This window comes from Exiguobacterium sp. R-39, assembly GCF_049942815.1.
Classification (GTDB): domain Bacteria; phylum Bacillota; class Bacilli; order Exiguobacteriales; family Exiguobacteriaceae; genus Exiguobacterium_A.
On sequence record NZ_CP187965.1, the window covers coordinates 1,439,266 to 1,459,815 of the forward strand.

The window sequence follows — 20,550 nt, forward strand, 5'->3', positions numbered from 1 at the left end:
AAGCAAAGACTCAAATGGCAAATGGTTTTAAAAGATTTCTATACAAAAAATACGCTAAGGCAATCGATTTGATCGAAGACCTTGGCGTATTTTCAAAAGCGGGGTTTGTCATCTGCTCATGAAGGTCATGTCGTCAGGCAACGTAAGTCTTGTTAATAATGCGAGTTCTTCCTCCCGTTGTGTCGTATACGAACTGACGTCTTGAAGATCGGCATCGACATAAGCCGGGTGGACCATGATTTCGACCGAATCGCTATCGAGTGAACGCAGTTCCTGCCACAAGTCGAGATAAATTCCTTCGCCATAAAAACCGGTATACAGTGTGTCCGTCAACAGATAGTCCGTATGAGCGGCAAGCGTCGGGGCAAAACGGACAGGCACCCCGTAACGCCGGGCCAACTCTAACACGACTTCCTGCAACGGATTCCACCCGTGAATATGATGATGACTGTCGATATGATGCAATGGCAAACCGGTTGCTAAAAAAGCTTCGATTTGGGCGGTCCATTCCGTCAAGACGTCTTCTTGAGAAGGGGGGACCTGTTCCGCATATTGGTTGGTAAAGCGGAAGTGACCGGACGCGTCCGTTAATGTCGTGGTCGTCGTCGTCAATGGACGTCCGTAAGTCAAGACGAGGTGAATACCAACCTGTAACTGTGGAAAACGTTTTGCTTGTTGCACGGCATAGGGGACGGCCAGCCCGTTCATCATCAGCGTTGTCGCATGGACGATGCCCAGTTCGTGTGCCCGGACGATGCCGTCTGTCACACCGCGTGTCAAACCAAAATCATCGGCATTAATGAAAATGTTCATAAGACGTCACCCGCGGCATAGTGCCGTTCGATGACGAAGTTTGTCTTGTCACCTCTGAAATAAGACCGCGAATATTCAATCGGCTCACCGGCAGTGTTTTCAGCAACCGTTTCGATATAAAAACACGGCATGCCGAGTTCACAGTTTAAATGTTCACTGATTCGTTCGTCTGCCAACGTGATTTCAAGGGACTCAGTCGTTTTGGCGACGGAAATTGAAAAGGTTTCGCGGAGCGTCGTGTACAGGGAATGTTCCGCTTGTTTTTTCGTGATGCCGGGCGCAATGTGCCAGGGGATATAGGAGATTTCGTATTGCGTCGGTTCGTCATTGGCCCGGCGAATCCGTTCGATCCGTTGAATCGGATCATTGAGTTTGACATTTAACTTGGCGACGATTGCCGCGTTTGCCGGGACGACCGTCAAATCAACGGCGGCGACATGCCCCCGTTTGCCTTGGACAGCGAGCTGTTCGGTATAGGTGTCAGGTGTATCCGATAAGGTTTGGCGTACCTTTTGATCGGCGACGAACGTCCCTTTGCCTTGTTGCCGAATCAGGTACCCTTCGAGCGTCAATTGATTCAAGGCGGCCCGGACGGTCGTCCGGCTGACATCAAAATCTTCACAGAGCTCATATTCGGTCGGTAATTGTTGACCGGCTTGATAGAGTCCCGATTTAATACGTTCTAACAACTCTTCTTTGATATAGGAGTGTAACGATTGGTTGGTTTCCATGACGGACCTTCCTTCACGATTTTTCTTTTATTGTAGCGATAAAAGACAACTGAATGCAAATGTTATAACAAGTTACGAAAATTTGTATTAATACATTTGATATTTGTATTTACATTTGTTCTTTTTGTATGATACATTACAATCAAGAAAAAGAGGAAGCGGTTACAAAAAAAGAGGAGGTTTTTATCATGGGCATCAAAGTTGTCATCATCGGAGGTGGATCAAGCTATACACCTGAATTAATCGAAGGGTTCATCAAACGGTATGAATCCTTTCCGGTTTCTGAAATCGTATTATGTGATATCGAATCCGGAACAGACAAGTTAGACATCATTACCCGGCTTGCAGAGCGGATGATTCACCGGTCCGGTTTGCCGATTCGTGTCAGTTCAACATTAAATCGCCTTCATGCCCTGGAAGGAGCAGACTTCGTATCGACACAAATCCGCGTCGGAGGGTTGCAGGCACGGGCACTCGATGAACAGATTCCTTTGAAACACGGTTTTATCGGTCAGGAAACGAATGGCGCAGGCGGGATTTTCAAAGCGTTCCGGACGATTCCCGTCCTGCTCGAACTGTCAAAAGAGATGCACGAAATCTGTCCCGATGCCTGGCTGATTAACTTTACGAATCCAGCCGGTATCGTGACGGAAGCGTTATTGAAGCACGGTCCCCACCAAAAAGTCATCGGTGTCTGCAACATACCGTTTAACATGCGGAACTCGACTGCCGAAGTCTTGCACGTCGATGTAGAACGCGTCTCGATCGAGTTTATCGGTTTAAACCATTTTGTCTTTGGTCGCCGGGTCTTTGTCGACGGAAGCGATCGAACGCAAGAGGTGATGCAGCGTCTAATGTCGAATCAGCTTGATTTTTCACCGGCGAATATCGTCAGCCTCGGTTGGTCCGACTCCTTCTTGCAAGCCGTCAACATGTTGCCGAATCCGTACCACCAGTACTATTTCCAAACCGCGGAGACGCTTAAGAAAGATATCGCTACCTACAACACGAACGGCACCCGGGCTGAGATTGTCCAGGAAGTCGAACGGACATTGTTCGAAGCCTATCAGGATGAACAGTTAGACGAAAAACCGGCTGAACTCGAATTACGCGGTGGCGCGTATTACAGTGATGCTGCCTGCTCTTTGATGGATTCGATTCACAACAATCGCGGAGACATCCAGACCGTCAATACATTAAACCGCGGGGCGATTTCCGACTTACCGGTTGATGCCGTCATCGAAGTCAACGCCGTCATTACGAAAGACGGTCCACTCCCGATTGCGGTCGGACCAATACCATTATCCGTCAAAGGATTGATTTTGCAGATGAAGCAGATGGAAGAATTGACGATTCAAGCCGCGTTAAGCGGATCCGTCAAAGATGCTTACTTAGCCTTTTTGATGAATCCATTGATTCAAGATGAAAAACGGGCGCAACCGTTACTCGAGGAGATGCTGCTTGCGCACGCAGCATGGTTACCACAATTTCAATCCAAGGAGGCGCAACGGACATGAATAAATTCATTGAAATCGCAGGAAGAATCGGGGCCCAACGCCATCTCGTCGCGATACGGGATGGATTCGTCGCCATTATGCCTCTGATCATCGTCGGGTCTCTCGCGATACTGATCAATAACTTCCCCGCCATCGGCAGTCTTGACTTCGTCGGTTGGATGAACGGGTTGTTTGGGGAAGGAAACTGGCAGGGGTTAGGGGGAAACATCTGGAACGGATCGTTTGCGATTTTAGGATTGCTGGTGGCTTTTTCGATCGCTTACAGCCTGGCTAAAAGTTACGATGTTGATCCGTTGTCGGCAGGGTTGATTTCCGTCGCCTCCTATATCATTCTCGTTCCGGTCACGAAAGACTGGGGACTCAGTTTTGCCTGGCTCGGCGCGCAAGGACTATTCGTCGCCATCATTCTTTCTCTTTTGACGACCGAGCTATTTCGCATCTTACTGAAGACACGGTTGACGATCTCGATGCCGGATGGGGTTCCGGATGGTGTCGTCCGCTCGTTCCAGGCGTTGATTCCGGCCACATTGATTTTGATCCTCGTCGGAGGTTTCCAATTATTCATGACGCTTGCCATTGAGTCGAGTCTGTTTGAAGTCATCTTCAACAGTATTCAAAAACCGTTGCAAGGGTTCGGGGATACACTTCCGGCTGCAATCGCGATTGCCTTTTTAAATCATATTCTCTGGTTCTTCGGTTTACATGGGACAAACATCATCGGAGCCGTCATCGAACCGATTTATCTGCCGTTGATTCAGCAGAACCTGGAAGCATTCCAAGCCGGGACTTCTGCTTACGATGTCCCGAATACGGTGACGAAACCTTTCCTCGACTCCTTCGTATTCATAGGGGGTTCCGGTACGACGCTTGCTCTTCTCTTTGCCATTTTCTTTGTCATCCGCGAACAGAAAAATCATCCGTACCGCGAAGTCGCCAAGTTATCGACACCCGCTGGATTATTCAACATCAACGAACCGGTGATTTTCGGCTTACCGATCGTCTTGAACCCGATCATGTTGATTCCATTCATCCTGGTGCCGGTCACATTGACGATCGTGTCCTATGTCGCGCTGTCGACCGGACTGGTGCCAAAAACCGTCGCGATTTTACCGTGGACAACACCGCCTTTAATCAGCGGATATCTCGTAACAGGCGGGAGTTGGCGCGGAATCGCACTACAAGTCGTCAATTTGACGCTCGCGACAGCGATTTATGTCCCGTTCGTCGCAGCCGGCGTCCGGGCGATGAAAAAACAAACAGAAGGGAAGATGGCAAGCTGATGACAGAAGAACTGCAAATCCTATCATTTACGATGATTCTTCATGCAGGCAATGCCCGTTCGGCAGCAATGGGATCGATTCAGGCTGCTAAAAAAGGAGACCTTGCGTTAGCCCAATCTAAACTGGAAGAAGCCAATCAGGAAAGTCTGCAGGCGCATCGTGCCCAGACGACTTTACTGCAGGACGAAGCAAAAGGTCTTGAAACGCCGTTATCGATTCTGTTGATTCATGCCCAAGACCATTTGATGACGGCGATGACCGTCAGAGATCTAGCTGTCGAGATGGTTGAACTGTATACACGACTCACACGACTGGAGGAAAATTCATGAACATTTTACTCGTTTGCTCGGCCGGCATGTCGACGTCGATTTTAGTTCGGAAAATGCGTGAACAGGCGGTGATACAAGGACTTGATGTGACAATCGAAGCCATTCCCGAAAGTGAATTATCGCATCATCTGGATCAGACGGACGTGATTTTAATCGGACCACAAGTCCGGTATTTAGAAACAAAGATCCGTCAAGTAGCAGAACCAAAAGGGGTTCGGGTCGCGATCATCAATCAGATGGCCTATGGTCTGATGAAAGGGGACTTAGTCCTCGAACAGGCTCAATCCTTATTAACAGAAGCTTGATGAATTTACGCTAACAGGTAAAAACGGTTGATTCTGCCGATTTTACCTGTTAGCGTTTTTCTGTCTGAAAATTAATCGGTAAAGCGACGGAAACAGGAAAACTAGTAAACATGAAGAAGTAGTTAACATCGGAGACCGATGCCGCAGGACCATCGATGCAATTGATGATTAAAGGTCAATGGATATGGTCGTTCGCGGAGGGGAAGTGAGTTCGAGACGAAACTGAAAATGATTTGATTGAAGTAAGGGGCGACCAATGGACATCACAACACGGCTTTATATCGAACATATTGAACAGTGGCATAGTTGGTTGGAGAATCATCATTTAACGGAGACCGAAGTTTGGCTTATATTTGATAAAAAGGATGCAGAAAAATATCAGTTGGATTATATCGAAACCGTCGAAGAAGCTCTTTGTTTTGGTTGGATCGACGGGATTAAAAAAAGGGACGGGGACCTACTGCTTCAGCGATTTACGCCACGTCGGACAAACAGTCACTGGACTGAACTGAATAAAGAACGGGTCCGCCGACTGACAGCACTCGGAAAGATGCAGGAACAGGGGTTAAAGGTGACACCTGACTTGACGATACCGTTCGACATCGATCAATCCATTATCAGGGAACTGAAAAAAGATCCGGACACCTATCAATTTTTCCGGACGTTGCCGGAGCTCTACATCCGTGTACGGATCAGTTATATCCAGGTCAGCAAGCGAGACAGCCCGGAGTATGAAAAACGTCTAGCAAAGTTTTTGGCGTATACGGCGCAACGTCGATTGTTCGGTCGCTATGACGATGGAGGAAAATTGACGGGGAACTATCAGGTGAAGTCGAGAAACTAAATTGACCGCTCGGTTAGGAGCAAATCATCGTCATCGGCGAACGATTACAAGCAAACTTCCTCGAGCGGGCGTTAACGACGAAACCGAAACAAGTCATCCATAAAAATTTGTCACAATCGAGTCAACACCATATTCTAAAGCAGGTATTTTGAGCGTCGACGTCTAAAGTATAGCTTTAGACGTACATAAGGAGTGAAATCAGATGTTCATGCATCATATTACCGATCAATTGAGCTTAAAATTAATCGAACGACAGGACGCCGACGAGCTGTATGCGTTGATCGACGCCAACCGGGACCACTTGCGGCAATGGCTCCGCTGGGTCGACGGGGCGACCGGACCCGACATCTACCGGAACGAAATCATTCCGGCCTGGTTGACGGACTATGCGAACGGCAACGGCTTTGCCTGCGGCATTTACTTCAAAGGTGAGCTCGTCGGGACGATTGCCTTACACGAAATCAATCAGATGTTACGGCAAACGTCGATCGGGTATTATTTGACCGGGAACGGGCGCGGCAAAGGATTGATGACACCTGTCGTCGCTTTTATCACAGACTATTGTTTTACGACATTACAACTGAACCGGGTCGTCATCGAATGTGCGGTCGGCAATACACGAAGCCGGAAGATACCGGAACGTTTAGGTTTTCAGCAGGAAGGAATCCTTCGTGATGCGGAGAAATTGTACGACGCGTATCATGATGTTGCGGTTTATGCGATGCTTGCACAGGACTGGTCCAATACCTTGGTGTCTGATCAACGCGTAAGCTACCGTTCAAACTGACGGGAAAGAGAAAGGAAGAGGGACGATGGTTAAATTTGAAAAAATGTCGGAAACGGCATACGCAGCGTATCTACCGGAAGCCATCAAAGAATATGCCGAGGAGAAGGTCAAGGCCGGAACATGGGCAGAAGTGGAAGCTGTTGACCGTTCGGCAGCTGAGTACGGGCAATTGTTGCCGGACGGGATTCATACAAAACAGCATTATCTGTTTTCGATTTTGGACGACATCGAACAGACAGACGTCGGCATGATCTGGTTTCAAGTAAGCGAATCGACGCACGGACGGACCGCCTTTATCTTCGACTTTAAAATCGATGACGTTCATCAAGGAAAAGGCTATGGCCGGCAAGCGATGGAGATGCTCGAACAGGTCGCCCGGAGGATGAACATCAAAAAAATCAAATTACACGTTTTTGCGCATAACACGCGTGCGATTCATCTCTATGAAACGACGGGATTTCTCACAACGGATTTACATATGACAAAAACGCTGAACTGACAACCAAACTCCTCTGCTGTCCCAATGGGATGACAGAGGAGTTTGGTTGTTTTCAGCGCCACGTTTGAAGCGTATTGGCGAACTGGATATCGGTTTCAAGTTCACCATGAATGTGGGTTGAGGTAAAGTCATTTCCGGCAAGCCAGTCTTTAAAATTGAACTCAACCGGCTCCTGATCGCCGCCGAGCGCAAACCAGACTTTCATGTCGGACGGGAAATAGGCCGATGTATGAATCGTCCCTGCCCAGTGACTGTACAGGTCGGAGAAAACTCCTTTATCGGAATCGTTCAACAGCCGGAAAGCCGATTCCGCGTCCTGAATCAAATGCTGGTGCGTCTTCAGTTCCATCATCCGCCGTTTTGAATCGTCGAGATGGAACCGGTTTTCGTGTTGCAACAAATCAAAATGATTCGTACAGAGATTCGTCTCGCGGACTTCGATATCCCGTGCCGTCGCCTCGATGACAAATGAGCGGTTCGATTGGTCATGGACGACATAGCTGAACGACCCCCGGTGCGGCATCTCCTTTACGAGCGAAATTGCATCTTCGACCGAGGTACATGTCTCGAGGATAATCCGTCCAATCATGAAACTGACGAAGCCGTCTCCAGGACGACGGCGGTTGATGAAGTTGTACCCCATCGCAAGGCCATGTTCGTTCATTCCGTCCATTCGTCCGGTGACGCGGGACGCCGGTCCGATGATAGCGGAGCCGCCATCCGTCGGTTGAAAAACGGAAAACCGTCCATCGTACGTCATCGGATGATAATCATAATTGCGGACGAGGAAATTATCACCCGTCATGATCGAACAGCCGCTTTTCGGTCCTTCGACCCGGTAGTGACCAAAATGAAGCAGTGTATCGGCGAGCGATAATTCGAGTTCATCCTGTAACCCGAGCAACTCATCCCAAATATACGGGGCATAGCGGAGAAACATCTCTTTCGTTTCGACAGGGTCGACCTGAAAACGGGGAACCCGGATTTTCCAATTGTCTTCGCGGTTATGCAACAGTTGGTTGCGTTTGACGTAACGGCCCTGTTCGCGGCCGAAGTCATAGTGTGTTCCGCGGAACTGCGTGATTTCATTCGAGACAGACTGCACAGACTTCACTCCTTTTGTTTCTGTATGATTCTGATTATATCGAATCCGGTACCCGCTGTCGTAATCAAGGGCTCAGGACAACACATTGCTCACGCCAATCATGAAAAAACACTGAATAATTTGAACAAGTTACCGATAAAGGAGATGGAGGGATGAGAACATGAAAAATTTAACGGTACGTAAAAAGATTCAACTATTGATTGCGACAGCAATCATCGCCATGATTTTACTGGCAAGCGCCGGGCTTTATTTCCTGAATCAGATGTCAAAGGCATCGGAAGCGATGTATCAGGAAAATCTGTTGCCGGTCCAGGAAGTCGCTCAAATCCGGATTGATACCCGGGCGCTTGATTCATTTCTGGTCGAAATGATTCTAACGACGGATCCGAAGCGGATTGAAGAATTGGGAGGCGAAATTGATACACGTCAAGCGCAAATCCGGTCGTCTTTAGATACATACGAACGTACAGCCAAGATGACGGAACAATCAAGTAAGCAATTGGAAACATTAAAGGACAATGTACTGGCATATGATAATGGTATGAGTATGGTCCAAGACTTTGCGTCACGAAATGAAAATGAAGACGCGTATAAGAGTTATTCAGAAAACCTGGAGCAAGTTCGGGAGAACGTCGCGAACTCGGCAAAAAGTCTGATGAAGACGATGACGAAACAAGCGAAAGACATCAACGCGTTGAACCAGCAGGAACAACAAACTGCGTTCTACATCATGCTTGGTATTTTCGTCATCGCCCTGATGTTGTTTGCAGGTCTCGCCATTTACATCACACGTCTGATCACACAACCGATCCGTTCGTTGCAAGGGTGGATGAAGCAGTCGGGTGAAGGTGATTTAACGGTCCGAGGTGATTACGTTTCAAAAGACGAACTTGGTCAATTGACGACATCATTCAACACGATGACGGAGCAACTTCACCAGGTCATCATTGAGATGACGGATACATCAAAACACGTTGCGACAGCATCGGATGAGCTAAGCACGAATGCGGAAGCGACGACGAAAGCGACGGAAATGGTCGCCGTGACGATGGAAGAAATCGCGAGTGGTGCAAGCCAGCAATTGAACCAAGTCTCCGGTGCATCACGGACTGTTCAGGACTTAACGTCCGGCGTCAGTCAAGTCGCCGGTAACGCGCAACAGATGACAGATGCGACAGGTGACGCGATGGATAAAGTCACGCACGGCGGACAAGTCGTCCGGCAACTCGGTCAACAGATGGAGCGGATCAACACCGATTTCACGGAACTCGGTCAAGTCATCGTCGGTCTCGGAAACCGGTCGCAGGAAATCGGACAGATTACCGATTCGATTACGGGAATTGCCGCACAGACGAATCTGTTGGCACTGAACGCGGCGATCGAAGCGGCGCGTGCCGGTGAACAGGGACGCGGATTTGCGGTCGTTGCAGCGGAAGTCAAGACGCTTGCCGAGCAATCTGCTCTTGCGGCGAAGCAGATCGAGAGCTTGATCCAAGTCATCCGACAGGAAACAGAACAATCCGTTGTTTCGATGGAAAAGGTGACGACTGAGATGACGAACGGAATTCAAGTGGCCGGTGAAGCGAGTGCTTCATTCCAGGCGATCGAACGTTCGATTAGCGAAGTGACAGGGCAAGTCGAGGAAGTGTCCGGCGCTGTGCAGGAAATGGCAGCCGGAAGCGAACAGATTTCTGCGATCATGCGCGAGATTCAAGGCGTGACGGAAAGTACGGCCGCCGGAACGGAAAACATCTCGGCTTCGACGGAAGAACAGATGGCATCGATGCAGGAAATCTCGTCAGCGTCACAATCACTGGCGACGATGGCGGAAGATTTAAAACGATTGTCGAGCCGTTTTAACGTGTAACGAATCAAGCAGGTACCTAAAATAGGTACCTGTTTTTTTATGGAAAAAGCAGGGATTTTGAAAAAGGAACGGTAATAAGTAGCAATAGAGAAAAGGAGGTTACGGATATGGGACCACATGAACTCATTGAATGGATTCTTTACGAGATATTCGGTTTGATTGTGCTTCCGATTGTAGTTTTCGGCTTAGTGAAGACGGGAAAAAAGCGTATGCTGACTTTGATGACTGCAGGAGTGCTCTGTCTGATGTTCGGCAGTTTTTTAATGAATCAGCCGGATGAGGAAGACATCCAGGCGCAGATTCAGAAAAACGTGACAGTCGTCAAACCATATCTCGCGAAGGAATTTCCGGGCGAAAAGTGGACCATCTCGACCGTACCCTTTCAAAACGAACCGGATGCTGCGTATGAGTATAAGGTCAATCCCGAAGGACGTGTGGAATTGAGTGGATTTCACAATAAAAACGACACGCATGAATTCAAGCACTTAAAGCATGACTAGGATACAAATATTAAACAGTTAAGTATCAGTACATAACTTACAAATTTAAATACTGGAGGAATCTCCTATGCCTTTTCCAATACTAAAAACTGCACGACTGCAACTGATTGAAGTCACAGACGAACACGCGCCGGCCATCTTTTGCATTCTGTCGAACGAGGACGTCACCCGCTTTTACGGGATGGATCCGCTTCAGAAACAAGACGATGCTTTGAACATCATCGGTTCGTTTAAACACACCTTTGCCAGCCGGCAAGGCATCCGCTGGGGGATCGTCACCCGTGACAGCGGAACGTTCATCGGCACCATCGGACTGAATCATCTCAGTCTGTACAGTAAAAAGGCGGAAATCGGCTTTGAACTTGATCCGGCACACTGGCGGCGCGGCTACGCGGCGGAAGCGATTGAAGCTGTCTTGACATACGCGTTCGAGACACTCGGTTTGTACCGGATGGGGGCGGTGACTTTTGTAGAAAATGAAGCATCAGTCCAGCTGTTGACGCGAATCGGTTTTGAAGAAGAAGGGATGTTACGCGGCTATCTGTTCCAAGGCGGAACGTCGCATGACGGACGGATTTTCTCTTTATTAAAGCCGGACTTTGAAGTGAGCCGGCAAGAACGTAAACAGGAAAACCGGGTATGAACATCAACCGGATGGATCATGTCAGCATTAACGTCTTGGACCTTGTAGAGGCAACACGCTTTTTCGTCAGCCTGGGATTCGTCGTCAAAGGTGAATGGGAGGCGTCCGGACCGCAACTCGACCGGGTGACGGGTCTGCATGAAGCGAAAACAACGTGTGTCGCACTCGGTATTCCGAATGGAGAGACCTGGCTTGAACTCGTTCACTATCAGTCACCGGTTGATTCTCATCCGTCATCTAACGAAGTCTACTCAAGGGGTCTTCGTCATCTTTGCCTCAACGTCGAGTCGCTTGACGAAATGATCCGGCTTGTAGAACAGCAGGGATATACAGCCATTCATCCGGTCGAACAGTTTGGAGAAACATACCGTCTTTGTTATGTCCGGGGACCGGAGGGGATTTTACTGGAACTGGCTGAAACGATTCCAAAATAAAGGAGGGATTGGATGTTTCGTAATCCAAAAGGCAGCACCCAAGTCTGGCTCAATGATCTTGGTGTTTGCTTATTCGTCCTGATTGGTCTGACGCTTGCGACGCATCCTGTCGTCATCACGGCATCGGGACGGTTGATGTACGATGAATCAATCTGGCTGAGTACCAAAGAAATGAAAAAATTCATCAATTTTTACTTCACTGTCTTTTTTGTCTACTTTTTGACAGTCAATCAGCTGTATCCGCGTTTTGTCCGGCGCCAGTCAAAAAAAGGATTGCATAACAAAAAGGTTATATAATAAAGTGGTTATATATAAATCGTCCGTCTGCAACTGTCGATTGACGATTTTCTTATTGTTTACTCTAAAAAAAGGAGGTCTTCCCATGACTCTAACCGTGACACCGGTCGATGAGATGAGTCAGTTCCTGAAATTGCTTAGTGATGGAACACGTCTTGAAATCCTGCGTCGTTTGGCAGTCCGCGAACATTGTGTCTGTGATTTTGTTGAACTGTTTGCCATTTCACAACCGGCCGTGAGCCGGCACTTAAAATTGTTACGGCAGGCGCATTTGATTTTGGAACGTCGTGAACGGCAGTGGACGTATTTTCGTCTCAATCCGGATCATCCCCGGTATGCATTGCTGCTGACAATCTTAACGACAACTCCTTTACCGGATGTTCAACGGAAACAGTGTTAAGTCAGAAATAAAGCGATTTTGAACATAACAGATTGGTTATGTACAGAAAAAGAAAAATTAACAGAGAAATGAAGTGAACGCATTGACCGGCACACATCTACTTGCGATCGGAATTTTCCTGATCACGTTATTCTTAATCATCAAACAACCAAAAGGTCTCGGCATCGGCTACTCCGCCATGGGGATGGCATTGATTGCCTTACTGACCGGCGTTGTGAACCTGGATGATGTCTCGACTGTCTGGGGTATCATCTGGAACGCGACATTTACCTTTATCGCTCTGATCATCATCTCGTTGATTTTAGACGAAATTGGCTTCTTCGAATGGGCGGCGCTTCATATGGCACGGATCGCCAAAGGCGGCGGTGTCAAACTGTTTGTCTATCTGACACTGCTTGGTGCCATTGTGGCGGCCTTGTTTGCGAATGACGGCGCAGCGTTGATTTTGACGCCGATCGTTCTCGCAATTGTCCGCTACTTAAAATTACCGGATTATGTCGTTTTGGCGTACGTCTTTGCTTCCGGCTTCATTGCGGACACGGCGAGTCTGCCGTTCGTCGTCTCAAACCTCGTCAATATCGTCTCGGCCGACTTCTTTGACATCGGCTTTACGGAATATGCGTCGCGTATGGTGTTCGTCAACGTCTTTTCCGTCATCGGCAGTCTGCTTGTGTTGTATTTGTACTTCCGCAAAAGTATTCCGAAGACCTATGATGTGACGCAACTCGTCGCGCCGAGCACGGCAATCAAAGATCAGCGGATGTTCAAGTTATCGTGGCTGGTGCTCGTATTGCTTGTCGTCGGCTATTTCACAAGTGACTTGATCGGCATTCCGGTCAGTCTCGTTGCCGGTGTCATCGCTCTGTTCTTCCTCTTGATGGCACGTCGTTCACCAAGCGTACCGACGAAAAAAGTCATCGCCGGCGCACCGTGGGCGATCGTCTTCTTCTCGCTTGGGATGTATATCGTTGTCTATGGTCTGCAAAATGCTGGATTGACGCAAGTTCTCGCAGATGTCATCGACAGTTTTGCGACGACGATTGCCGGTGCGACATTCGGGATGGGCTTCCTTGCCGCTGTTCTGTCGTCGATCATGAACAATATGCCGACCGTGATGATTGATGCACTGGCGATCGATCTCAGTCAAACGACCGGAATCATCCGGGAAGCCTTGATTTATGCCAACGTCATCGGATCCGACTTAGGTCCAAAAATTACACCGATCGGAAGTTTGGCGACCTTACTCTGGTTGCACGTTTTGCGCTCAAAAGGTGTCAAGATCGGCTGGGGACAATACTTTAAAATCGGTACGATTCTGACGATTCCAACGCTTGCGATTACGTTGCTCGGATTGTACATCAGTTTGTTACTTTATTAATTTTCAGGAGGACACTTACATGAAATTGTTGATCATTGGTTCAGTTGCTGCCGGGACATCGGTTGGTGCAAAAGCACGTCGGAACAGTGAAGATTTACAGATTACGATTTATGACCGCGATCATGACATCTCCTATTCCGGTTGTGGAATTCCATACTTTGTCGGCGGGGAAATTGCCGACATCGACGAATTGACACCACGCGATGCGGCATTTTTCAAAAAACGCTATAACATCGACATCCATACGCGGCACGAAGTCGAATCGATTGATCACGCAACGAAGACGGCAACCATCGTTAATCTGGCGACCGGTGAACGGTTTACAGATACGTACGATACACTGGTGCTTGCGACCGGTGCGTCAAGCATCGTCCCACCGCTCCCGGGTGTTGATCACGACAACGTCTTTACGGTTCGCAATGTCCGGAATGCCGATGCGATCCGCTCGTACATCGAACAGCATGATCCAAAGACGGCAACGATCGTCGGTGGCGGCTTCATCGGTCTTGAAATGGCGGAGCAACTGACGTACCGCGGGATTCAGGTGACGCTCGTCGAACGCCTGCCGCAAGTCATGCCGCCGCTTGACCGCGATATGGCGGAGCGGGTTGCTGATCATTTAGAAGATAAAGGTGTCGAGTTGATGCTTGGTGAATCGGTGACGGCATTAAACGGGACGGAACGGGTCACGGACATCGCCCTTGAGAGCGGCAAGTCGATTGCAACAGATCTCGTCATCCTGTCGGTCGGAGTGAAACCGAATACCGAACTCGCGAAACAGATTGGTGTTGAAATCGGGCAGACGGGTGCGATTGCCGTCAACCGGAAGATGCAGACGAATCTGACCGATGTGTATGCTGTCGGCGACGTCGCGGAAAGTTTCTCCGTCATTACCGGAGAAGCGATTTATCGTCCGCTCGGCTCGACCGCCAATAAGATGGGGCGGATTGCCGGGATGGTCATCACCGGGGAAGCAGCGGAACACCGAGGGATTCTTGGAACCGGCATCTTCAAAGCGTTTGATCTGACGGTCGCGCAGACCGGTTTGACGGAAAAAGAAGCGCGGGAAGCCGGATACGACATCGAAATCCTTCACAACATCAAACCGGATCGCCCAGAATACATGGGTGGGAAAGAAATGACGATCAAGGCGATTGCCGATCGGGCAACAGGACGGGTTCTCGGCGCACAAATCGTTGGTCCGCAAGGGGTCGACAAACGGATTGATGTCCTGGCGACGGCGATTACGTTCAAGGCAAAAGCAGAAGATCTGTTCCATCTCGATCTCGCCTATGCACCACCGTTTTCGACGACTAAGGATCCGGTGCTCTATACCGGGATGGCCCTCGACAATGCGATTAAAAAAACGGCCCGTTTGATGACGCCAAATGAATTGATTGAACAAGTCACGGGCGGCAAGTCGTTCCAAATCATCGATACGCGCTCCAAAACCCAGTTTGAGAAAAGTTGTGTGGACGGGGCGATTCACATCCCGCTCGGTGAACTGCGGACACGGGCGAAAGAACTTGATCCAACTCTACCGACGATCGTGTATTGCAACAAAGGTGTGACCGGAAACGCGGCACAAAACGTGCTCAAGAACCTTGGGTTTACGGATGTCTGTAACTTATCCGGCGGTAATAAAAACTATCAACATTGTAAAAAGTGTCTGGCCCAGTAATCGTCTGACAACAAAAAGCGGTTCTTCTTCGCAGAAGAGCCGCTTTTTTACTGCGCATACCGATAAATATGTTCAATCCGTTGACGGATGCTGTCCGGCAAGGGAGCAGCGAGTGCGATTTGTAACCGTTGCGGCGCATCGAGCGGGTGTGACTTCCAGTAGTCTTCAAGGAGACTGACTTTGGATTCGCGTCCCGGCATCAATAGATAGAAGACGTACCAATCCTCAAGATGCATGAACGGATAGCGTTGTCCCCTGAAACTGACCTGTTCCGTCACAGCCGTTTCATCAAACACGAACGAGAAGATACCTGCTGTATGTTGAATTTTGAAATCGACGATGATGTCCAGTTCAACATGTCCAATCGTATATTCTTCAAATCGACGGGTCAAAAAAATGCCTTTATCTTGAGTTGGTTGCTGTTCACCGAGCTGCTTCAAAATCTGTTCAGCCACAACGAAATCGTCCGGATGGAACAACAGATCCAAATCGTTTGGATGCTCCACTAACCTATGGTGGGCGAGGAGAACCGAACCACCGATGCCCCATCTGACGTGAGAGGAAGCAAAGAGTGGGGAAAGGAGAGAGAGCACGGATTCAATCATTTGAAATTCCTCCTGTATAAACTGTTGCTTCTGTAAAATTACATTCAGCTTAGCAAACAAGCGCACTGAAATGAATCATTTCTTGGTCATCACCGCTGTATTCTCAGGATAGGATTTCTTAAAACGTTTAAGCGACCTGCTCAAAAATAAATCCGGTACTACACAAGGAGTTCATCGATTTGGATGAACTCCTTTTTAGTATGAGTCAAATTTATCACTTAAAAATAAAAAGACCAAAATTGTTCCTTTTTGAAACTAATGGTGCTAGAATGTGGATATTCAAAACAGAACAGGATGTTGAGAAAAGAATAATTCTCAACAGAAAGGTGGAAGAAACAGATGAAAATGAATGTACGAGAACAATGGTTCTCAAATGTCAGAGGAGATATCTTAGCCGGGATTGTCGTTGCGCTGGCGTTAATTCCGGAAGCGATTGCGTTCTCGATCATCGCCGGTGTCGATCCGATGGTCGGATTGTATGCCTCTTTCTGTATCGCTGTCATCGTTGCCTTCGTCGGCGGACGCCCGGGCATGATTTCAGCAGCAACCGGAGCGATGGCGCTTTTAATGGTCCCGCTCGTGAAGGAGCACGGGCTCAATTATCTGCTCGCCGCAACGATTTTAACCGGAATCATCCAAATTCTCTTTGGTGTTTTTAAGGTTGCGCGAGTCATGAAATTCATTCCGCGTGCCGTCATGATTGGTTTCGTTAATGCACTGGCGATTTTGATTTTCATGGCCCAGGTCCCGCATTTTATCGGGATCTCAACGATGACCTATGTGTTCGTCGCGATGACGCTTGCCATCGTTTATCTCTTACCCCGCTTTTTCAAGGCGATTCCCGCTCCGCTGATTGCGATTGTCGTTTTGACGATTGCCGCGATCTACTTGAACGTTGATTTGCGGACGGTTGGTAATCTCGGGGCGATTCAACGTTCGTTACCTTCGTTCTTCTTGCCGAACGTCCCGTTCAATTTCGAGACGCTTCAAATCATTTTCCCGTATTCACTGGCGCTTGCCATCGTCGGGTTGCTGGAATCGTTGCTGACGGCGACGATTGTTGACGACATGACCGGCACGGAAAGTGAAAAAAACAAGGAAGCCCGGGGGCAGGGGATTGCCAACTTCATCACCGGATTTTTCGGCGGGATGGCAGGTTGTGCGATGATTGGTCAATCGGTCATCAACATCAAGTCGGGTGGCCGCGGTCGTCTGTCAACACTTGTTGCCGGACTGTTCCTGATGTTTTTGATCATCGTCCTTGGAAACTTAGTCGTTCAGATTCCGATGCCGGTTCTCGTCGGAATCATGATCATGGTCTCGATTGGCACATTTGACTGGTCGTCGTTTACGTATCTCCGGAAAGCCCCGAAAGCCGATGCCTTCGTGATGCTCGCAACGGTCGTCATCGTCGTTGCAACACACGATCTTTCGATTGGTGTCATCGCCGGTGTCATCTTAAGCGCCTTGTTTTTTGTCGCAAAAGTTTCAAAAATCAATGTCAAGCAACGACCCGAGGCGGGAAAAACCGTCTATATCGTCAAAGGTCCACTGTTCTTTGCTTCCGTCGATCATTTCATCGCTTCGTTTGATTATGAAATGAATAAGCAGGATATTCTGATTGATTTCGGATCGACCCAAATCTGGGATGATTCCGCCGTCGGAGCGATTGACAAGGTGATGCTCCGCTTGCTGGCGAATCAAAACAATGTCGAGATGAGTGGATTAAATCCGGAGAGTAAAAAATTAGTCGATCGTTTAGCGATTCATAATGATCCAACGCCGAAGATTTCTACCCATTAAAATAAGGGAGTGAACAAAATGTATCCACATATCCTACTAGCCGTTGACGGTTCGGAACACTCGGTCCGGGCAACGGAAGAAGCGATTAAAATAGCGGATCTCAGTTCGCAAAGTAAAATTGAAGTCATCTTCGTCGCCGATTTTTCAAAAGCCAAAGACGATGTCCTGCATGCAGAGGGAGCAGCCGGAATCGAGGTTGCCCGGCGGAAAAAACTCGCCCCGGTCGAAGAAAAGTTAGAAGCAGCTGATATCTCCTATTACGTGACGATTCTTCGCGGTGAGCCGGGTCCGACAATTGTGGAACACGCCAATCAAAAGCAGGTCGATTTAACGATTATCGGCAGCCGGGGGTTAAACAGTCTGCAGGAGATGATGCTCGGCAGTGTCAGTCACAAGATCGCCAAACGCGTCAAATGCCCGGTTTTGATTGTGAAGTGACCGATAAATCTTTTTTTGAAAAACGCACATCAAAACGATTTATATGTCTTGACCCAGGGGATAGTCAAAAAAAGAGGGGGTCATTCTAATGAAGAAGACATATTTAGTACCGGTTCTTGGTCTTGCCCTATTTGCAGCAGGATGCGGCAATTCGGACAATCAGGAAACAGAAAAGGTCGAGGAAACGACAACGACGGATGATAATTCGATGAATGATGACAGCACGATGAATGATGATTCGTCGGGTACACAAGATCAGGATACGGTGACGGAAAATGCCGACAAGGATTACGGATTCGTCAGTCTATCAGTCGAGGCAGATACGGCAGATATGATGGATATGGTCGACATCAGTTACGACCGGGATAATGACGGGACGGAAGCCGATTACAAAATGGACGGTGAACGTTCTCAAGGCAATGAAGCGATGAAAATCCTTGATCCGAAGCTCGACGAACTCAACATTGATGCCAATACGTCAAATGACGACGCGATTGCCGAAGTCGAGAAAGTCTTTGGGATTAAGGACGCAACCCGGCTTGAAGTCGAGATTGAGTTTGCTGATGGAACAGAAAAAGAGTTCATGAAGTAAAATAAAGAGGTGCCAAGCGGCGCCTCTTTATTTTGCCAAAGTATTCAAATCGAAGTGTTATCATGAGATATGGATGTAAAATATTTCAATTGGGGGTTTTGGATGATGGAAATCACAAGCGGTACGACGGAAGACGGGCAATGGATCCGGGAACAACTGATTACATATAACCGGCAACACGTTCCAGCAGCGCTCTATACGGAAGCGGAACAATATTGCTTTTTGGCATGGAATGAAGACGAGGAGCTCCTGGGTGGTGTTACGGCAAGCTATGTGTGGAATCATCTGCAGGTGCATTTTTTGTGGATCGACCCGGAAAACAGAACAGGCGGTGTCGGGAAACAACTTATGGCAAAAATCGAATCGATTGCCGAAGAAAAATCATGCAGTAAGATTCTACTCGATACGTTCAATTTTCAGGCGCCGGGCTTTTATAAAAAACTCGGATTCGAGGAATACGGTCGTCTCGACGATCATCCGGCGAAAGGACAGACCCAGTACTTTTTCGTCAAGTATTTATGAAGGGTCAGCGTTGGTAATGATAGACCCAGGCCGCCATGTAAGAAAAGGTTCCTGCTGTTAAGACGAGCGCAATGGCATAAAACGCAAAGTTTGGAAAAATCGACATCAGCGGAACATCAAACAACAAGGCAATCATCAATAGCGGTAAGGTGATTAAAAAGCTCACGTATGCGGCACGTGTCGCCTTTCCTGTAATGACTTCCTCCCGTTCATCTTCATCAGAAAACTCAGTCGTCGACGACGACCACTTGGAAAGCGAACTCTTCTTATCTGTCCGCATCCAGTAGCCGGTGACCGAAAGACCGATTGCGACCAATATAACGGGAAGAATAATGGAAAGGTCCAACGTCAGATTGAAGCCGGCACCGTTGACCGGATCATTTTGAAAAATATTTAGTTGATCGTGAATAGAACTAATGAAAACAGCTGCTAAAAAATACATACAAATGTTTAAACACGATTGAATGATAACACGTTTCATTCCGATTCCTCCTCTAGATAAAAAATCGATTCGACCGGTAGTGCGAATACCCGTGCAATTTGCATCGCGAGCAACAGAGACGGGGTGTAACTGCCTTTTTCAAGCGAGATGATGGTTTGACGCGTGACACCGATCATCTGAGCAAACTGTTCCTGCGTCCATCCGTTGCTGCTGCGCAACGATTTAACCCGGTTCGTCAGCTTCATCACAGTTTCTCCTTCATTAGTTGATACTTAAATTGTAAAGTGTGTTTTACTTTTTGTAAAGTCTGTTTTACATTTAAACGAAAAACATACTGTTACTTTTTTGAGACTCTTTATCAAAAATCATCGAACCTCTTGAATTATCGGAATATTCAACCGATAAACGGGTAACTTAGACAAAACGATGACGGTTGGCTTAAAGAGAGAAAGGAGGCGCCGACATGATGCCGGAATTGTTACCTGACGAGCGTGAACTCGAGCGAAGGATTCGAATCGTCCATTTGCTGCGTAAACTCGGGAAATCCGACGAAGCCATCGCCAAATCATTATATGTTTCCACCGAATGGGTCCAGTCGATCTTTGATGAAGACGACTGGCAACATATGCAATCATCCTAAGCAACAGCGAACAGAGTGTCGGATGACGCTCTGTTTTTCTGTGCCTTCCAAAAAATATTCGGTACACTAGAAAGAAACATGAGAAAGAAGGGATGAAC

Annotated in this window: 27 protein-coding genes; 21 read left to right on the plus strand and 6 right to left on the minus strand. The window is 48.1% G+C overall.

Translation table 11 applies throughout. The features are described from left to right. Window positions 1-108: 108 nt before the first annotated feature. Both chbG and ACP26N_RS07500 read right to left on the minus strand, forming a co-directional pair. A complete protein-coding gene (chbG, locus tag ACP26N_RS07495) occupies window positions 109-813 on the minus strand; it encodes a chitin disaccharide deacetylase (protein WP_426355266.1) in 705 nt (234 codons plus the stop codon). After that, window positions 810-1,544: a GntR family transcriptional regulator gene (locus ACP26N_RS07500; protein ID WP_188004259.1), complete on the minus strand. Its 735-nt coding sequence runs from the start codon at window positions 1,542-1,544 to the stop codon at window positions 810-812. The genes chbG and ACP26N_RS07500 overlap by 4 nt, the downstream gene beginning before the upstream one ends. Before the next feature lie 188 nt (window positions 1,545-1,732). Between ACP26N_RS07500 and ACP26N_RS07505 the strand changes: the two genes are divergently transcribed. The 8 genes from ACP26N_RS07505 to ACP26N_RS07540 all read left to right on the plus strand — a co-directional run bounded on the left by ACP26N_RS07505 (window position 1,733) and on the right by ACP26N_RS07540 (window position 7,105). Then, a complete protein-coding gene (locus ACP26N_RS07505; protein ID WP_223146464.1) occupies window positions 1,733-3,061 on the plus strand; it encodes a 6-phospho-beta-glucosidase in 1,329 nt (442 codons plus the stop codon). Beyond that, a complete protein-coding gene (locus ACP26N_RS07510) occupies window positions 3,058-4,341 on the plus strand; it encodes a PTS sugar transporter subunit IIC (protein WP_026833097.1) in 1,284 nt (427 codons plus the stop codon). Before ACP26N_RS07505 ends, ACP26N_RS07510 begins: the two co-directional genes overlap by 4 nt. Further along, window positions 4,341-4,670: a PTS lactose/cellobiose transporter subunit IIA gene (locus ACP26N_RS07515; protein ID WP_426355267.1), complete on the plus strand. Its 330-nt coding sequence runs from the start codon at window positions 4,341-4,343 to the stop codon at window positions 4,668-4,670. The genes ACP26N_RS07510 and ACP26N_RS07515 overlap by 1 nt, the downstream gene beginning before the upstream one ends. After that, on the plus strand, window positions 4,667-4,975 hold the full coding sequence (locus tag ACP26N_RS07520; protein ID WP_188004261.1) for a PTS sugar transporter subunit IIB: 309 nt from the start codon (window positions 4,667-4,669) through the stop codon (window positions 4,973-4,975). The genes ACP26N_RS07515 and ACP26N_RS07520 overlap by 4 nt, the downstream gene beginning before the upstream one ends. Window positions 4,976-5,231: 256 nt before the next feature. Then, window positions 5,232-5,819 carry a YdeI/OmpD-associated family protein gene (locus tag ACP26N_RS07525; RefSeq protein ID WP_131972811.1) on the plus strand — a complete coding sequence of 196 codons (588 nt, stop codon included), beginning with the start codon at window positions 5,232-5,234 and terminating at the stop codon, window positions 5,817-5,819. Window positions 5,820-5,845: 26 nt separating this feature from the next. After that, the gene (locus tag ACP26N_RS07530) at window positions 5,846-5,971 is read left to right on the plus strand and encodes a VLRF1 family aeRF1-type release factor (protein ID WP_370528999.1); all 126 of its coding nucleotides are present in this window, start codon (window positions 5,846-5,848) and stop codon (window positions 5,969-5,971) included. Window positions 5,972-6,021: 50 nt separating this feature from the next. Further along, window positions 6,022-6,606 carry a GNAT family N-acetyltransferase gene (locus tag ACP26N_RS07535; RefSeq protein WP_188004262.1) on the plus strand — a complete coding sequence of 195 codons (585 nt, stop codon included), beginning with the start codon at window positions 6,022-6,024 and terminating at the stop codon, window positions 6,604-6,606. 25 nt (window positions 6,607-6,631) lie between these two features. Further along, on the plus strand, window positions 6,632-7,105 hold the full coding sequence (locus tag ACP26N_RS07540; RefSeq protein ID WP_131504082.1) for a GNAT family N-acetyltransferase: 474 nt from the start codon (window positions 6,632-6,634) through the stop codon (window positions 7,103-7,105). A 52-nt stretch (window positions 7,106-7,157) separates the two neighbouring features. On the opposite strand, the gene ACP26N_RS07545 is transcribed toward ACP26N_RS07540, so the two are convergent. Next, complete coding sequence (locus ACP26N_RS07545; RefSeq protein WP_131972810.1) at window positions 7,158-8,210, minus strand: C45 family autoproteolytic acyltransferase/hydolase; 1,053 nt, start codon at window positions 8,208-8,210, stop codon at window positions 7,158-7,160. 160 nt (window positions 8,211-8,370) lie between these two features. On the opposite strand from ACP26N_RS07545, the gene ACP26N_RS07550 reads away from it, so the two are divergent. The 8 genes from ACP26N_RS07550 (at window position 8,371) to ACP26N_RS07585 (ending at window position 15,410) form a co-directional block, all read left to right on the plus strand. Beyond that, window positions 8,371-10,077, plus strand: a complete 1,707-nt coding sequence (locus tag ACP26N_RS07550; RefSeq protein ID WP_188004264.1) for a methyl-accepting chemotaxis protein — start codon at window positions 8,371-8,373, stop codon at window positions 10,075-10,077. A gap of 107 nt (window positions 10,078-10,184) precedes the next feature. Then, complete coding sequence (locus tag ACP26N_RS07555) at window positions 10,185-10,577, plus strand: hypothetical protein (RefSeq protein WP_426355268.1); 393 nt, start codon at window positions 10,185-10,187, stop codon at window positions 10,575-10,577. Window positions 10,578-10,644: 67 nt separating this feature from the next. After that, on the plus strand, window positions 10,645-11,220 hold the full coding sequence (locus ACP26N_RS07560) for a GNAT family N-acetyltransferase (RefSeq protein ID WP_426355270.1): 576 nt from the start codon (window positions 10,645-10,647) through the stop codon (window positions 11,218-11,220). Next, window positions 11,217-11,654, plus strand: coding sequence for a VOC family protein (locus ACP26N_RS07565; protein ID WP_131504087.1), 438 nt, complete (start codon window positions 11,217-11,219; stop codon window positions 11,652-11,654). Before ACP26N_RS07560 ends, ACP26N_RS07565 begins: the two co-directional genes overlap by 4 nt. 12 nt (window positions 11,655-11,666) lie before the next feature. Beyond that, the gene (locus tag ACP26N_RS07570) at window positions 11,667-11,951 is read left to right on the plus strand and encodes a hypothetical protein (RefSeq protein ID WP_131972806.1); all 285 of its coding nucleotides are present in this window, start codon (window positions 11,667-11,669) and stop codon (window positions 11,949-11,951) included. 85 nt (window positions 11,952-12,036) lie between these two features. Beyond that, entirely contained in the window at window positions 12,037-12,351 is a 315-nt protein-coding gene (locus tag ACP26N_RS07575) for an ArsR/SmtB family transcription factor (protein ID WP_131504088.1), read from the plus strand. Window positions 12,352-12,424: 73 nt separating this feature from the next. Further along, the gene (locus ACP26N_RS07580) at window positions 12,425-13,729 is read left to right on the plus strand and encodes an arsenic transporter (RefSeq protein ID WP_426355272.1); all 1,305 of its coding nucleotides are present in this window, start codon (window positions 12,425-12,427) and stop codon (window positions 13,727-13,729) included. Between the two features lie 19 nt (window positions 13,730-13,748). Continuing rightward, complete coding sequence (locus ACP26N_RS07585) at window positions 13,749-15,410, plus strand: FAD-dependent oxidoreductase (protein ID WP_426355273.1); 1,662 nt, start codon at window positions 13,749-13,751, stop codon at window positions 15,408-15,410. A gap of 47 nt (window positions 15,411-15,457) precedes the next feature. On the opposite strand, the gene ACP26N_RS07590 is transcribed toward ACP26N_RS07585, so the two are convergent. Next, window positions 15,458-16,015 (minus strand): hypothetical protein, encoded by a 558-nt coding sequence (locus ACP26N_RS07590; protein ID WP_426355275.1) that lies wholly within the window; start codon window positions 16,013-16,015, stop codon window positions 15,458-15,460. A gap of 339 nt (window positions 16,016-16,354) precedes the next feature. Between ACP26N_RS07590 and ACP26N_RS07595 the strand changes: the two genes are divergently transcribed. The 4 genes from ACP26N_RS07595 to ACP26N_RS07610 all read left to right on the plus strand — a co-directional run bounded on the left by ACP26N_RS07595 (window position 16,355) and on the right by ACP26N_RS07610 (window position 19,370). After that, on the plus strand, window positions 16,355-17,818 hold the full coding sequence (locus ACP26N_RS07595) for a SulP family inorganic anion transporter (RefSeq protein WP_426355277.1): 1,464 nt from the start codon (window positions 16,355-16,357) through the stop codon (window positions 17,816-17,818). A gap of 18 nt (window positions 17,819-17,836) precedes the next feature. Beyond that, window positions 17,837-18,256 carry a universal stress protein gene (locus ACP26N_RS07600; RefSeq protein WP_131972801.1) on the plus strand — a complete coding sequence of 140 codons (420 nt, stop codon included), beginning with the start codon at window positions 17,837-17,839 and terminating at the stop codon, window positions 18,254-18,256. Between the two features lie 88 nt (window positions 18,257-18,344). Continuing rightward, window positions 18,345-18,848, plus strand: a complete 504-nt coding sequence (locus ACP26N_RS07605) for a YusW family protein (protein ID WP_131972800.1) — start codon at window positions 18,345-18,347, stop codon at window positions 18,846-18,848. Between the two features lie 102 nt (window positions 18,849-18,950). Continuing rightward, window positions 18,951-19,370, plus strand: coding sequence for a GNAT family N-acetyltransferase (locus tag ACP26N_RS07610; RefSeq protein WP_426355279.1), 420 nt, complete (start codon window positions 18,951-18,953; stop codon window positions 19,368-19,370). A gap of 4 nt (window positions 19,371-19,374) precedes the next feature. On the opposite strand, the gene ACP26N_RS07615 is transcribed toward ACP26N_RS07610, so the two are convergent. Then, window positions 19,375-19,851, minus strand: coding sequence for a hypothetical protein (locus ACP26N_RS07615; protein WP_426355281.1), 477 nt, complete (start codon window positions 19,849-19,851; stop codon window positions 19,375-19,377). Then, window positions 19,848-20,057 (minus strand): helix-turn-helix transcriptional regulator, encoded by a 210-nt coding sequence (locus ACP26N_RS07620; protein ID WP_131972797.1) that lies wholly within the window; start codon window positions 20,055-20,057, stop codon window positions 19,848-19,850. Before ACP26N_RS07620 ends, ACP26N_RS07615 begins: the two co-directional genes overlap by 4 nt. Before the next feature lie 218 nt (window positions 20,058-20,275). On the opposite strand from ACP26N_RS07620, the gene ACP26N_RS07625 reads away from it, so the two are divergent. Further along, a complete protein-coding gene (locus ACP26N_RS07625) occupies window positions 20,276-20,452 on the plus strand; it encodes a hypothetical protein (RefSeq protein ID WP_012370320.1) in 177 nt (58 codons plus the stop codon). Window positions 20,453-20,550: the final 98 nt, after the last annotated feature.